Origin of the sequence: Cytobacillus oceanisediminis 2691, from assembly GCF_000294775.2 — a bacterium.
GTDB classification, from domain to species: Bacteria; Bacillota; Bacilli; order Bacillales; family Cytobacillaceae; genus Cytobacillus; species Cytobacillus pseudoceanisediminis.
This window is the reverse complement of sequence record NZ_CP015506.1, coordinates 3,398,559-3,412,854: the sequence shown is the minus strand read 5'-3', so window position 1 is coordinate 3,412,854 and position 14,296 is coordinate 3,398,559. Positions and strand designations below refer to the sequence as shown.

Sequence of the window (14,296 nt, the reverse complement as noted above, 5' to 3'; positions counted from 1 at the left end):
AGGATTAAGGGGAAGGCCCATTCTTAAATTCTCCTTCTTAAACATTTTGACCCATCTGTTCAGCCTTTACCGGCTTTCTCGAAAAGAAAATCACCAGAATGACTGTGGTAATCAGGGACCCATGGAATATCCATACCATCTTAGACAAAGATAAAGACTCCAATAAAACAGGAGCGACAGCGAATCCGAGGGCAAAACCTAGAGATTTTAAGAGCATGCCTACTCCAAAAATTCTCCCTCTAATATGATTATCTGTCTTTTGCAGGATTGTCGCATGCATAGTAGTAAAGCAGGCATCAAAAATACCAGTTAAAAAGGCAAACGGCAGGATAATCCATAAGCTGCTATTTGAGAGGAAGGTGATAAATCCTGCTGACATAAGCATCGCTGTAAAAAAACAAGCATAATATAAACGGCTCCCCTGCAGGCTTTTCAGCTTTGGCAGAATCATGGTTGCCAGTACGGAACCAATCCCCCAAACGCCCCAAATCAACCCGTAATAGAAACTTTGTTTGCTGCTGTCGATGTTTTCAGCGAGCAGCGGAATCCCTAAGTTATGTGAAGCTCCTGCAAATGCGCCTGAGAGGAAGACAATATTCACCAGAAGCAGCATCGGTTTAAGTAATATAAACGAATAAACTTCTTTCATATCCCTGCCAATGCTGGCCAGTTTTTCTTTAAGGCCGCTGCTGATTTTTTTATTCACAGCCGATTCCGACGTTTGCCATTTCATTTTTAATAAAACGAGTGCTGAAATGACGTATGTGGCGGCATCAATGATTAAAGTTATCTGGTATCCGAGGAAATCAGTTATGACTCCAGCCCCGATAAAACCAAACACCAGACTGACAGATGTTAATCGGGAAATTAACGCATTCGTCTCAAGTACCTTATCCTCGCCAAAAATCTGAGGGATTTCTGCGCTGTAGCTAACTGCAAAAAAGCTTGATGTCAATCCGATAAAGAAGCAGACAATGAGAATCATGAGTGGATTTGGAAAAGGTATTAAGCCTAAAATGATGACTGCCCGGAATACATCTGTCCAAATCATAATTTTTCGGCGGTCATAGCGATCGGCCAGAACCCCTGAGAAAAGACTTGATAAAACGCCGCCAAGTGTCCTGATGGCCATTGTCGCTGCAAGCCAGGCAGAGCTTCCGGTGGCCGCATACATGAGCACATTAATGGCAATCAGGTCCATGAACGTACCCAAATCGGAAAAGGCTTTTACATACAGAAAAATTTTACGGTTCATGCGTGTCTCCCTAGTTTTCAATGATGTTTTCTGTTTTATTTTAAAGATTTTGAATTTAATTCGCAATACGAAACTTCAGATCTTTAATTTGCTGATTTGGCATTCTTTATAAAGGATAATCACATAAGAATGTGGAATAAATGATTGGTCAAATTTGAAAGCAAGACTGAATTTAAAAGCACATTATACAAAGAAGGTAAGAGAATGAGCAATATATTCGGGAATCAAAAAAAAGGACTTGATTATAAAATACGCAAGGGTGCTTACGCTGTCATATTCAACCCGGAAAATGAAAAAGTATTAACTGTGCAAACTCAGTCTGGCCATTACTTTCTCCCAGGCGGAGGAATAGAAAAAGGTGAAGGGGAAATCGAATGTCTGAAAAGGGAAGTACTGGAGGAGACCGGCTATGAGATTTCAAATTTATTCTTTATCGGTAATGCAAAGAGCTATTTGCCGCAGACCAAGAAAAAGCCAATGCTAAGTGACGGGTATTTTTATCTGGCTGATCTGGCGGATAAAATACAAGAGCCGACTGAAGAAGACCATGCAATAAAGTGGATTGAAACTGAAAGAATAGCAGAATTGCTGGTTCACAGTCACCACATATGGGCGGTCCAGAAAGGGATAGGATATAAAAAGCAGGAGGGGGAAGATGAATGATTGCCTACTACGGGGAACTCTGCACTAAGATGTATGAAAGTTATAAATCAATGGCAGAGGGTCCAGAGTTGAGCTTTTATCTGTCATATGTAAAAGACAGGAAGATGAAAGTATTGGAGCCGATGTGCGGAAATGGAAGAATGCTCATACCTTTTATTCAGCATGGCATCGAGACTGATGGTTTTGATGTTTCACAAGACATGCTGAAAGTCTGTAAGGAAAAAGCTGAGAAATTAAACTTAAATCCTAATGTTTTTCAGGAAAAGATAGAAGAGTTTAAAAGTACTAACAAATACGATTTAATTATGATCCCGTATGGTTCTTTTTCACTTTTGCCTGACTCCCTGGTAAATATAAGTCTTCAAAATTTAAAGAATGCCCTAAATGAAGGAGGAAAAATGCTTCTTACCATTGTAGAAAAAGATAATGAAGTAGAAGAAGCTGCAGAATGGACAGAAACGAACAGGAAGGAATTAGTGGGGCAGACCATTATTGAAAATAGAAAAATAGCTTATGATAACGAAACGAAAATCCTGCATATCCAGCTGAAGTATGATGCTGTTGGAGAGGGAACCGCAGAAAGAACAGAATTGATGGATTTTCCTATCCGGCTCTATGATCCAGGTGAATTCAATAGAGTACTCAAAGATAACGGGTTTAGGCAAATCGCCGTTCATGAAGTTAGAGATGGGTACGGAGATGGACAATCTTTTCCTGTTTATGAATGTATGAAATAATAAGCTGTCTTCATGACGGCTTTTTTCAGCTTTGTTGGCGGGATAACGGGTTTTTTATCAAATTACTAAGTGCCAGCATTCATCAGAGAGGGGCGCTCATATGGAACTGGAAGAAAAAAGGGAGTCATCTGAACGTTTGAGGCTGAATAAAAAGATCATGTGGGGAATAACGATTATTTCGATCCTCTTAGCGATGTTCTATATAGATAAGCAAAAGGTATACAAGGAAGAAAAACCGCCAATGCCCACTGTACTATTAGGGGAGCAGGAGTTACATCCAATCTTAAGCACTTATACATGGAACGCAGGAAAAATTGAGAAGGAGATAAAAGATCTTACGCAATTGATTGAATATCAGCATGCTGAATTTCGAGAGAATCTTAACATAGAATTTCCTAAAAATCAGCAGCCAATCTTCATTGCAAGAGGAACCTACTATAATGGAGAAATTAAAGCAGAGCCCTATCAAACTCTGTATCTTGGATTTACACTTTTAGGAAACGAATCCCGCAAAGAAATATATTCTATAAAAGCCTACTGGAAGGATGGCAAGCGGGCTGAATATATCATACCTGTTAACATTAAAGAGGTTAGTCCGGAAAAGAACTATCTGGCAAGGAATAAAGGGTATCATTCACTTCTGATTGTTGGAGATACTGATAAAAATGTAATTGATGAACTCTATTCGGAACCATTGCACTTTCTTTTCGAAACAAGCAATTCATTAGGTCTAAAGGATGTAAATGATATTTATCCTGAATTACAAGTAAAGGAAGAGCCATGTTATATTTTATTTGATCATACGAAGGAAGTATTTCGCGCAGCTTCTCTAGAAGAGTTATTGAAATATATGAAAGAAAATACGTATTCTAAAAAAAGCACAATAGAGGGAAAAGTCACAAAGCTGGATCGAAATTTAGGAGTAATCCAAGTGGATGATAAAATTTTTACTGCTGCAGATATGGAAGAGGTTAAAGTTGGACAGAAAATCTCTTTAGAGGTGATTCAGCTAAATAAGGACATCCCTTACTATCGAGCAATCGAAAACATCAATGTGATAAAAGCTCCTGACACGGTCTTTTCCGCTGCTAAATGGCTAGCGAAGGATGCTGAAAAGGTTTCTATTCTTGCTATTGGACCATCTGCCTTTACTGAGCAGTTTAAATCTCCAAATAAGGAAGACTTCAAGCTGGTGGAAAATATAGAGATTCAAGAGACACTAACATTAAAAAATGGAGAGGCAATCACAGATGCTGCTGTTTATGTATTTAATGATAAGGAATTAGTTTTTCAGACGGACGAATTTGACCAGCTCCTGAACTATTTATTTGAGTTTGAAATGTTAATGCCTGCTAGAAAGGAAAGAAACGGTCTTTAGTGCAGCGAAAGGGGAATAAAGGGTGACTGCTCCTATTATCAAAACAGACAGATTAATAGCGATCTGTCTCATTTAATGGAAATTTTCTCTGACCCGGTGGCCATGAGATTTTATCGCTCAACAAAAACAAGAGAACAGGCCGAAGAATGGATCAGCTGGACCTTGCATAATTATCGGACGCATGGTGTGGGCTTTTGGGTTGCGGAAGAAAAAACATCCGGCAGGTTTTTGGGGCAGTGCGGAATTCCCCCCCAGGATACAGGCGGCGTTACAGAAATGGAGATTGGCTATTTGTTTGCCAGGCGTGAATGGGGAAAAGGCTATGCGGCGGAAGCGGCATTAGCCTGTAAGGAATATGGGTTTAAAAGCTTAAAATATAAAAAGCTGGTTTCCATTATAAATGTGAAAAATTTTGCTTCTATCCGTGTTGCGGAAAAAGCTGGCATGAAAAAGGAAAAAACATTTCTCAGAGCGGGAAATAAGATGTATGTATATTCCATATCAAACGGTTAGCATTTTAGATGATGTTTTTATAATGTTCATTAAATACCTTAAAAAGCCTTTCATCACCGCCTCGGTCTGGATGGAGGGCTTTTAGCAGTTTCTTGAATTCTTTACGGATCAATTGCATATCCTCATCAGGTTTCAAGCCCAGAAGCTTTCCAGGCTTGATTTCTTCATCAGCAATCATATTTTGGACTTGTATCATTTTCTTCAATGATCTAACTTTGGATTCCTCTATTTGGACTCTAGTATTCAGGATCTCTATTTGTCCTTTAAGGTCTTTAACTTGCACGAGGATCCCTTCTAGTTTTTGCTGATAAAGCTCTTCATGTTTTTTGATGATGAAATCATTGAGATCCTTCGTCTTAATTGTGTAGCTGATTTGCCTCCTGGGGCTTCGATCCGCTTTCATTTTTCCTTCTTCAATCCAGCGCTCAATGTCGGCCCCATTCGCCTTTATTCCAGCTTTATGTAATTGTGCCACAGCATCAGTAATGTTCATGCTTCATGCTCACTCTCTATAAAATCTATTTAGCATTCAAAAACATCATAACACTGAACACTTTCAGAAAAATAACAAGCAGATAACATAGTATTAAAGTTTATTTACACTGGTAACGCCATCATTTCGAAGAACTGGAATTATTAGAAAATTAGGTGGAATCTTGGTATAATGTAAAAAAATGGATGAGGAAGGATGGGGATAATATTGAAGAAAATGTTTAAATTTGCAGTATGGGTCGCTGCTTTACCGTTTATTCTGCTGTGGACAATCTTTTTTGATTCGAGCGGAAACTCTGCCATGTTTGTGAATGATGTATTAAATGATAAAAAATAGGTTGAAGAAATCCTATGTTTAAGTTTGATTGTTAGCTGAACCAATCGGACCGTATGGGCAGCTGGACTCCCGTACATCCTCAGTTGAACCTTTGAGTGAGGGAGTCTTATGCCCGTTAGACTGCTGTAAAGTGAAACTTCAACAAACAATTACTTTATAGGGCGCTCGAGAGTCAGGATTTCATCCTCCATTGAAGCATATTGCTGCTCCACTACATGCTTAACATCTGAAATTGCTGCATTGTAAAAATGCGGGGCCAATGACTCTTTAACAAAATCCAGCACCCTTTCTGCACCGAACTCAGATATTTCCTCATCTCTTTCTTCAGAGAAAAAAATCTGGATATCCTCGATCATCTTTTGCTGCTGCTCTTTTGTTATTTTTAAAAACATGCCATGCCTTCCTTTCGGTTTTGGATACATGTTACTATACACGGAAATTTTATCAAAAGGGAGGCTGTTATTTTTAAAAGAAATATGTACAGCAGGAAAATGGAGAGCTCCTGCCAACTACTTATGTGATGATTCATCGCCATAGACATCAAAGAGAAGGCTGTAATAATCATTTACATAAATGTCTTTGTTTGCAGCTTTCTTTTTCGGATAGAGAGAAATAGGGATAGATGACAAGGCAAGAATCGAGCTGCATAATAGAACCAGATATAATATTCCAGATAGAATGAACATTTAGGATACCTCCTTGAGTTGTTAAAAAAAGCTTAAATTATGAAACGCATTTCATAGCAAGAAAAAATGAAAAAAAATTAGGTGGTTTTATGGCAAATATAAAAGACATCGCTAAAAAGGCAGGAGTTTCAGTTACGACCGTATCCAGAGTGCTGAATAATCATCCTTATGTAAGTGAGGATAAAAGGGAAGCTGTCTTGCGGGTGATGGAGGAATTCAATTATCAGCGAAATATTAATGCAGTCCATTTAAGTAAAGGGGAAACACTTCTTATAGGGGTCGTAGTTCCTTTTACCAATCATCCTTATTTCGGCCAGCTGGTAGAAGGGATTGCAAATGAGGCCATGAAAAACAACTATAAATTAGTTCTTTTTCAAACAAATTACGAGGAAGACAGGGAGATTGAAGCTCTAAAAATGCTTCAGCATAAACAAATCGACTCTTTAATCATCTGTTCCAGAATCTGCGAATGGGATGTCATCAATCAGTTTACCGAGTATGGCCCCATTGTTCTCTGTGAAGATGCGAGGAATCGTAATGTATCATCTACTTTTATCGACCATTACATGAGTTTCTCTAATGCTTTAGAGTATCTGCATAACAAAGGGCATCAGAAAATCGGGTATTGCATTGGAAGAAAGACTGGTGCCAACAGCAGGCAGCGCGGAAAGGCTTATGCTGATTTTTTAAAACGAATTGACGAACCATATAAGGAAGAATTTATCTTCTATGAATGTCTGCATTTTGAGCATGGCGAAGAAGTGGTCCGGCGATTATCGAACATGGATAATCCCCCATCTGCTCTGCTGGTAACAAATGATTTTGCTGCTGCCGGAATAGTAACTTCCTGCAGGGAAAACGGCATCCATATTCCGGATGATCTGGCAATCATGGGATTTGATAACCAGCCAATAGCCAAAATCATGCACATTACAACACTTGAAATTCCGCTGGTTCAAATGGGAAGGCAGCTGCTTCTTCAAGCGATTGATGGTAAAAAGCACACACATCAGGAGATATCGGTGAAGCTGATCGAACGGCAAACCGTATAGCATTAAGTTGTTTGAAGCGGCTGCCCTCAGCCGTTTTTTTATTTATTTGTTTTTGCAATTTAAAGATATCAGAGGGTGTCCATTCTGACAGCTGAAAGAGAAGTCTTATGAAATGAGTCTGAACAATGCTTATCTTCGGACAGGAGAAGATGTAATCCGAGGGAACGAGTCCGAACATAGCACATCTTCAGACAGAAGGAGATGAAATCCATGGAATGAGTCCGAACAAGGCTCATCTTCGGACAGGAGAAGAAAAAACCCGTGGGAATGAGTCCGAACAAGGCTCATCTTCAGACAGAAGGAGAAGAAATCCGAGGGAGTGAGTCCGAAGATAGCACATCTTCAGACAGATGAAGAAGAAATCCCTGGGAGTGAGTCCGAAGAAGGCTCAATTTCGGACAGGGGAAGAAGAAATCCGAGGGAGAGAGAGAGAAATCCATAGAACGGGTCGAACCACAAAACAACCATCAGAATAATTGTCAATTTCCAAGCCAATACTAACAAAAAAGTATGGGACTGATGTTACATGGGATTTGTACTTATAGTTTTTCTAGCCTGGCTGGTGCTAATGCTGTTTACATCGATGAATAAAAATCTGACATTTATTGAAAATACCTTCGTCTATTTGGTGGCGTTAGTCATTAATATTAATTTTACATGGATTGTGTATGAAGAGTTGAATATGGCGAAGATTTCCCAGCAGATCTTAGATAATTCCGCGTTCTTAATACATAGAAGTATAACCCTTCCGCTCACAGTTGCTATCACACTGAATTTATTCAGGACAGCGCCTTCCTTTGGTTCAAAAATTTTTAAAACCATCCTGTCAGTGTTGTTCCTTGTTTTGGCAGTGGTGATTGCCCTTTATTTTGACATTGTGGATTATAGAAAGTGGAATATCGGTTATGAAATAATATATTTATTCCTCCTGCATTTAGTGGTTCAATCCCTGCTGAAGTATTTTGGACAGCTTAAAACTAAAGGGGTGAACGAAGCATGAAATTATGGGAGGATTTCGGCGGCAATGAGCTCTTTCTCTTATTAACTGCTGCTGCTGCCTATCTTGTATATTTTTTACTTATAAGAAGGCCGGATAAGCTGGCCAAACAAATCAGAATCCTGAGCCTGCTTTGGGGAATGTCCATTGGCATTCTATATGATTTCACAATAGGCGGAGGCAGGACTGATTTTTATAAGATAAACGATTTAAATAATTATGAAGTGACAGATGTTCTTTATTATTTATTATTCGCGCCATTCGGCTACTTCTTTTTTTATTTTTATGAAAAAATGAAGATCGGCAAAAAAACATTCATTATATATGTTTTGGTATGGGCGTTATCAGGTGTTTTCTTTCAATGGGTGTTAACTGCTGCAGGTATCATTACCCTGCAGAAAGAGTATCGGATCGCGCACTCTTTTCCTATCTTTCTGCTGACTCAAACACTGACAGGAGTTTATATCCAGGTGCTCAAATCCAAAGAACAGCTTTCAGCAGGAGAATAGACAAATGAAGGCGGCCACATCAGGGATGGCCGCATTTTCTGTTTTTCATGAAACCTTTTCCGGCTTCTGCTCGTATTTAATATTATCAGTAGCAGAATGGGAGAAAAAAAATGTCCTAAGTGCGGATCTAGTGAATTGGGGAAAGGGAACCATTCGGGTTATGGAGTTATGTTCCCTGTCAACAAGATGAGCATCGGTTCTGATATTGAATATCTTATTTGCACCAGCTGCGGTATTATCATTGAAGGGTACGTGAAGAAGCCGAGAAAATTTATAAGTTCAAAATTTTAAAAAGTCTTTTTAAATTATGAAAAATGCTTACCAGGAAAATTAAAATTCTAAGGTGTATAATAACTATTCTAGAGATTCAATCTCAATTAATCTGAAAAGCTATAGGAGCACCAAGATAAGATCATGAAAAAATATAAATTAAAGAACCATTTTAAAGGATTAAAGAAGGGAACGCACTTTTACCTGATTGCTGAATCTGAATTTATTGGCATTAAAGAGTATGTTTTGCGGACAAAAGACTTAGCGGTCAGGATTTCCATTAATGAAAGCGAGCTGAACAGGCATTTTACTTTAATGCACAGTTATGCATCCAAAGAGGATTAATTCCTCCACTTTATTGTGCTGTAACATAATAAAAAAGCCCCGTATAGGCGGCCTTAAATTAGTACTCTCGATGTTTGACCCCAGCGCATGACAATGGCTCCCCAGCCGAGACCTGCACCATATCCAGCCAGTACAACTACATCCCCGTCTTTTATTTTGCCTTCCTTCACTTCTTCATGAAGCCCAATAGCTATCGTAGGTGCAGAAGAGTTTCCGTAATATTGTATGGTTTTGGTATGAACTTTTTCCATAGGAAAGCCGAGGCGTGCTGTACCTGCTTCAATGATACGCAAGTTGGATTGGTGAGGGATGATGAAATCCACTTCTTGCAGGCTCAGGCCAGAGAGTTCCAAAACTTTATGAACCGCTTTGGGAAATCTGTCTACTGCAAATTCAAAAACGGCTCTTCCGTCCATCTTGATGTGCTTGTTTTCATCAAGATGAAGATATTTTCCCCCGCTTCCATCCATTTGCATATGGATGCCGAGAATACCATTGCTTTTATCCACCTGCCCTAAGACAACAGCAGCAGCTCCATCTGAAAACAGCAGCGCCGTCTTTTTATCCATCGGATTCAAGAGGGAGGAGCATTTGTCGACAGCAATGACTAATACGTTTTTATACAATCCTGTCTGAACAAATTGGGCCCCGGTTGCCAGGGCAGTGATAAAGCTGGAACAGCCTGAATGAAGGTCCAGCCCTGCACAATGTGCAGCACCGATTCTATCCTGAACCAGCGCAGCCGTAATGTGGGTGTCATGTGTGTTTGTTCCAATAATGACCATGTCAATATCCTTCGGGTTGACCCCTGCGTCTTCTATCGCACGTTTTCCAGCAATTTCGCACATATCTGTAAGTGATGAGTCTGGAGATTCGTAGCGTCTTTCCAGTATGCCCGTTTTTCTGCATATTTCTTCTTGTGTAATACCGAAACGTCTGGCAATCATCTCATTTGTTATAATATTTTCTGGAATGTTTACACCGATTCCTAAAACACCTGCACTGAACAAAGCAATGACCTCCTCGGATGAGTTAATTTTTACCATTACATTTTATCACATAATTGGACAAATTTTGCAATATTGAGAGTTTTATAATTTTATAAAAAAATGCTCAGAGCATTTCGCCCTGAGCAATCTTCATTTCATAAGTTCTTTTACCAGATGTCACCGCGCTCTTTTTTTAGAGCCTTCATTTTTTCAACCCATTCGTCGACTCTCAGCTTGATCTCATCACTTTCCGCCTCAGCTGTATTTCGGTTTTTTTCATAGAGTTCTAAATAGAGGTCCTTCATTTGCTCGCTTCGTTCATAGCCCCAATCACGCAGCTCTGATCGCTGCTCATCAGTGATCCAGCCATTGTCTCCCATGACTGTAACAGCATCAAGGATTCGATGTGCTTCACGCCTGCCGATCGTAAATAATTGGCGGGGATAAATTTCTCCGAGTTCATACTCATCCATCATTTCCCATGGGCTTGGCGACAGTGTAAATGCCCAAGCCAGGTCGCCGGCAGAAGGAAGCCACTCGTATTGGATCGTGTTTTTCAATTCATCCGGGTTATCCGCTTTTAAATATTCCCCATTGCCGGCTTCGGCTACTGCTTTTAATTGGTTCTCGGCTTTTCCATCTACACCAAACCCTATGATATTCACACTATTGCTGCTGTTGTTTTTTACAAGGTTTTTACTGGCCGAGACGGGGTCGCCATCACATGTTTCGGCACCGTCACTGACAATGTAGATCGTTGTGGATCCATCATAACCGCTGCTCATTTCTGCAGCCTTTTGAATGGCACCGGCAAGAGGTGTCCAGCCTTTGCTTTCAAATGAATCCACCGCTTCGTGGAACTCTTTCTTGGAATATTTCCCCATCGGGTAGACTTCCTCTACTCCTGAGCAGGAAATTTCTTTATCAGCGTCCGCTTCAGAGCCTTTATGGCCATATACAACTAGGGAAACTTCGCTGCTTTGGCCAATTGTCTGGGCGAAACTCTTTACGGCACTTTTAGCAATATCCATTTTCATTTTGCCGCCTGCCTGCAGCAGCATGCTTGAACTGGCATCAAGAAGAATAATAGCCTGTTCTGATGCCTTTTTTTCTTCCCCAGGTTCTGATTTAGTGGGATCCGGCAGGTAAGGCTCTTCAAAATCTGGTTTGTAGGAATTGGACTTTTCAATGATGTTTTTATAATTCGGACTCGCCAACAGGGAAAGAAGCCCTTTTTTAATCGAGTCTGTATCTTTGGCTTCTTTCGTCAGCTCCTCAAGTTTGGGGGTCATCTTGCTTATAAGCTCAGGATCAGTTTCAGGCACATTGAATTCAATGGCCTCAATGTCCTTCTCGTATGTGAGCCCTTCCATTAGTGTTCCAGGGGTCAATTTCAGCAGGCTTTCTTCTGAAACCTCCAAATTAATATTCTCAGATTCTGCTAAAATGCTTTCCTGCTTTTTTTCTTTCTTGTCTTCTTGTTTTTGTTCTTCTTTACCTGATGAATCAGCTTCCGCTTCCGCTTTCTCTTTGTCATTGCTGCATGCTGAAAGAATCAATGCGGCAAACAGCAGCCATAACGCATAACGTTTCACATAAATTCTCCTCTTTATTTAAGTTTTACTAATAATAGAGTTTAACATGGATAAAGCTGGGTTTGAAGTAATTTCCATATGATAGGATTTTTTTACAGCATTTTGGTATAGTTGAAGGAAGATATAATGCAAAGGAGGCAATCCGTTGGAAACAGTATTTCCGATCCTTGAAACAGAAAGATTAATTTTAAGAGAAGCAACTGAAGAAGATGCAAAAGATATGTTTGTATACCTGTCAGATCAACTGGTTGTAAAGCATATGGGAATCTCGGCCTGTGAATCTGTCGAAGAGGTGCTGGATGAAATAAAGTGGTATAAATCCATTTACAAAAATCGCACTGGAATGCGCTGGGGCATAACCCTAAAGGATTCCGGGAAGGTCATAGGGAGCTGCGGTTTCCTAAACAGGAATCCCAGACATTTCCGAAGTGAAGTCGGTTATGAATTAAGCAGAGAGCATTGGGGAAAAGGGATTGCCAATGAAGCTCTTGAGAGAGTTTTAAAATTCGGATTTGAACACCTTGAGCTTGAAAGGATTGAAGCCCTGATAGAACCTAAAAATCTCTCATCCCAGAAGCTGGTTGAAAGGCAGGGATTCACGAGAGAAGGTTTGCTGAGGCACTATGAATATACAAATGGAAAATTTGATGATTTGTATATGTACTCTATTTTAAAAGGGGATTTGTAGAAGGGCTGGAGTTAGGAATACATATTGAGTTTGAGTGAAAAAACCAATCTGCTGGGAGGATTATTTTTATGAACTACAATGGCCGTACCTTTGTTTCTGTTCAAAATACTGAGAATGGTGAAGTATCATCAAAAACCTTTTTTCAGTATAAACAGGAGGGAAACATTATATCTGCTGTTTATGGCGGGGGAGAGATTATTCAGGGGACACTTATTGGAATTGTAAATGAAGATGGCAGTTTAGAATTTAGATATAACCATGTGAATAACAAATATGAAATACGCGGAGGAAAATGTCATTCAAAACCTGAAAAGCTGCAAGACGGCCGCATCAGGCTATATGAAAAATGGCAGTGGCAGGATGATGAAGGGACGGAAGGTCATTCGATTATCGAGGAAGTAAAAAATTAAAGTTTAATAGGCGGCATGGGAGCCGGAGGGAATTATCCCTCCGCATGCAGCTTCAGGTTCTGTCTGCTTCTTTTTGTTTTTTCTTTCGTTAAAGTGAAGAAGAAAACAAAGCCGATGAATGATGTAATAAACAATATGGCACCCATTGGTACCGCAGTGGTTTCATCAATGCTCACCAAAGGGGAAACAGCAGAACCCAGCACTAAAGGAAGCATTCCAATAACGGCGCTGGCACTGCCGGCACGATGCCCCTGATTTTTCATGGCCAATGTAAACGAGCTGGTAATGATCATTCCCATTGAAGTCATATAGATAAAGATCGGAATGACAAGCATGAATAGCGGACCTTTAATGATGGTCATGATTAAAAGTAACGAAGTGGCACTGACGGCAAGGCAGACGGCTGTCCGGAGCAGGCTTCTTTCCGGAATGACACCTGCCAGGCGGCCAATTAGAAAACTCCCCGTAATGATGGCCAATCCATTAATGCCAAACAGGATGCTGAACACCTGAGGCGATACACCATAAATCCCCTGATAGACAAAAGGTGTCCCCGAAACATAAGCAAAGCTTCCACCATGTATAAATCCTACGATAAGGGCATACCCGATGAAGGAACGGTCCCTGAAAAGGCCCCCCATGCTTTTAACGGAATTTCCAATGGAGCTTGGGACCCTTTTTTCTGGAGGAAGGGTTTCTTTTAATCGGAAATAGATCACAATGGTAATAAATAATCCCAAAAAGCTTAGAAAATAAAATATGGTTTCCCAGCTTGCGAAAGGAATTAGAAGCAGGGCACCGCCTGTCATTGGTGCGTACATCGGAGCTGTTGCATTAATGACCATAAGCAAGGCAAAAAACTTCGTGAGCTCTTTACCGCTGAACACATCACGGACAACTGCCCGGGATAGGACTATTCCAGCAGAGGCGGTTAATCCCTGCAGAAATCGGGCTGCAATAAAGGCTCCGATATTTGGTGAAATGGCGCATAAAAGGGAAGATACGGCAAAGAGTGTGATCCCGATAAGAAGAGGCTTTCTTCTTCCATGGGAATCACTGAGCGGTCCGACAATAACCTGTCCAGCCGCAAGTCCAATCAAGCAGGCTGTTAAACTCATCTGAACAAGTGAAGCCCGGGCACTGAAATCATCAGCGATTTCTGGGAAGCCTGGCAAATACATATCAATATTAAATGGCCCCAATATTCCAAGCATGCTGAGGAGAAATGCCAGCGCAAGCCTCTCTTTTCCAGTAGGGTTGTGAATCATGTTAAACACCTTTCTTTCTATGAAGCTGTTAATCTTTTACATAAATATGGCTAGTATACGCCAGGTGCAGGGGGATGTCCAGCGGAGAATGCTGTAAATAAAAAAATCCATG

At 40.3% G+C, this 14,296-nt stretch carries 18 protein-coding genes; 11 read left to right on the top strand and 7 right to left on the bottom strand.

Annotated elements, in window-relative coordinates; all coding sequences use genetic code 11:
• Window positions 1-37 precede the first annotated feature (37 nt).
• Window positions 38-1,255: an MFS transporter gene (locus A361_RS17125; protein ID WP_019382689.1), complete on the bottom strand. Its 1,218-nt coding sequence runs from the start codon at window positions 1,253-1,255 to the stop codon at window positions 38-40.
• A 204-nt stretch (window positions 1,256-1,459) separates the two neighbouring features.
• Here A361_RS17125 and A361_RS17120 point away from each other — a divergent pair, with 204 nt between their 5' ends.
• From A361_RS17120 to A361_RS17105, 4 genes are all read left to right on the top strand, one after another.
• Window positions 1,460-1,918 (top strand): NUDIX hydrolase, encoded by a 459-nt coding sequence (locus tag A361_RS17120; protein WP_026041779.1) that lies wholly within the window; start codon window positions 1,460-1,462, stop codon window positions 1,916-1,918.
• Window positions 1,915-2,655, top strand: a complete 741-nt coding sequence (locus A361_RS17115; protein WP_019382691.1) for a class I SAM-dependent methyltransferase — start codon at window positions 1,915-1,917, stop codon at window positions 2,653-2,655. Before A361_RS17120 ends, A361_RS17115 begins: the two co-directional genes overlap by 4 nt.
• 100 nt (window positions 2,656-2,755) lie before the next feature.
• Window positions 2,756-4,033 carry a hypothetical protein gene (locus A361_RS17110; RefSeq protein ID WP_019382692.1) on the top strand — a complete coding sequence of 426 codons (1,278 nt, stop codon included), beginning with the start codon at window positions 2,756-2,758 and terminating at the stop codon, window positions 4,031-4,033.
• A gap of 51 nt (window positions 4,034-4,084) precedes the next feature.
• Window positions 4,085-4,546, top strand: coding sequence for a GNAT family N-acetyltransferase (locus A361_RS17105; RefSeq protein WP_026041780.1), 462 nt, complete (start codon window positions 4,085-4,087; stop codon window positions 4,544-4,546).
• 4 nt (window positions 4,547-4,550) lie between these two features.
• Here the strand turns inward: A361_RS17105 and A361_RS17100 are convergent, their stop codons facing one another.
• The 3 genes from A361_RS17100 to A361_RS29995 form a co-directional block, all read right to left on the bottom strand.
• Window positions 4,551-5,039: a J domain-containing protein gene (locus A361_RS17100; protein ID WP_019382694.1), complete on the bottom strand. Its 489-nt coding sequence runs from the start codon at window positions 5,037-5,039 to the stop codon at window positions 4,551-4,553.
• A gap of 485 nt (window positions 5,040-5,524) precedes the next feature.
• Complete coding sequence (locus A361_RS17095; RefSeq protein WP_019382696.1) at window positions 5,525-5,767, bottom strand: DUF2164 domain-containing protein; 243 nt, start codon at window positions 5,765-5,767, stop codon at window positions 5,525-5,527.
• Between the two features lie 117 nt (window positions 5,768-5,884).
• Complete coding sequence (locus A361_RS29995; RefSeq protein ID WP_019382697.1) at window positions 5,885-6,061, bottom strand: hypothetical protein; 177 nt, start codon at window positions 6,059-6,061, stop codon at window positions 5,885-5,887.
• 89 nt (window positions 6,062-6,150) lie between these two features.
• Here A361_RS29995 and A361_RS17090 point away from each other — a divergent pair, with 89 nt between their 5' ends.
• From A361_RS17090 to A361_RS17070, 5 genes are all read left to right on the top strand, one after another.
• Window positions 6,151-7,113: a LacI family DNA-binding transcriptional regulator gene (locus A361_RS17090; protein ID WP_019382698.1), complete on the top strand. Its 963-nt coding sequence runs from the start codon at window positions 6,151-6,153 to the stop codon at window positions 7,111-7,113.
• Window positions 7,114-7,639: 526 nt separating this feature from the next.
• Window positions 7,640-8,113 (top strand): hypothetical protein, encoded by a 474-nt coding sequence (locus A361_RS17085; RefSeq protein WP_019382701.1) that lies wholly within the window; start codon window positions 7,640-7,642, stop codon window positions 8,111-8,113.
• Entirely contained in the window at window positions 8,110-8,619 is a 510-nt protein-coding gene (locus tag A361_RS17080) for a hypothetical protein (protein WP_009333701.1), read from the top strand. The genes A361_RS17085 and A361_RS17080 overlap by 4 nt, the downstream gene beginning before the upstream one ends.
• A 4-nt stretch (window positions 8,620-8,623) precedes the next feature.
• The gene (locus tag A361_RS30270) at window positions 8,624-8,809 is read left to right on the top strand and encodes a hypothetical protein (protein ID WP_019382702.1); all 186 of its coding nucleotides are present in this window, start codon (window positions 8,624-8,626) and stop codon (window positions 8,807-8,809) included.
• A 224-nt stretch (window positions 8,810-9,033) separates the two neighbouring features.
• Complete coding sequence (locus tag A361_RS17070; protein WP_009333702.1) at window positions 9,034-9,234, top strand: hypothetical protein; 201 nt, start codon at window positions 9,034-9,036, stop codon at window positions 9,232-9,234.
• 53 nt (window positions 9,235-9,287) lie between these two features.
• Here A361_RS17070 and A361_RS17065 read toward each other — a convergent pair whose 3' ends face one another.
• Both A361_RS17065 and A361_RS17060 read right to left on the bottom strand, forming a co-directional pair.
• Window positions 9,288-10,244 (bottom strand): 3-oxoacyl-ACP synthase III family protein, encoded by a 957-nt coding sequence (locus tag A361_RS17065; protein ID WP_009333703.1) that lies wholly within the window; start codon window positions 10,242-10,244, stop codon window positions 9,288-9,290.
• A gap of 146 nt (window positions 10,245-10,390) precedes the next feature.
• Window positions 10,391-11,818, bottom strand: coding sequence for a vWA domain-containing protein (locus A361_RS17060; RefSeq protein ID WP_019382703.1), 1,428 nt, complete (start codon window positions 11,816-11,818; stop codon window positions 10,391-10,393).
• 145 nt (window positions 11,819-11,963) lie between these two features.
• Here A361_RS17060 and A361_RS17055 point away from each other — a divergent pair, with 145 nt between their 5' ends.
• Together A361_RS17055 and A361_RS17050 are read left to right on the top strand one after the other, a co-directional pair.
• Window positions 11,964-12,506, top strand: a complete 543-nt coding sequence (locus A361_RS17055; protein ID WP_009333705.1) for a GNAT family N-acetyltransferase — start codon at window positions 11,964-11,966, stop codon at window positions 12,504-12,506.
• Window positions 12,507-12,574: 68 nt separating this feature from the next.
• A complete protein-coding gene (locus A361_RS17050; protein ID WP_009333706.1) occupies window positions 12,575-12,916 on the top strand; it encodes a hypothetical protein in 342 nt (113 codons plus the stop codon).
• Between the two features lie 32 nt (window positions 12,917-12,948).
• Here the strand turns inward: A361_RS17050 and A361_RS17045 are convergent, their stop codons facing one another.
• Window positions 12,949-14,184: a Bcr/CflA family efflux MFS transporter gene (locus A361_RS17045; protein ID WP_019382704.1), complete on the bottom strand. Its 1,236-nt coding sequence runs from the start codon at window positions 14,182-14,184 to the stop codon at window positions 12,949-12,951.
• Window positions 14,185-14,296: the final 112 nt, after the last annotated feature.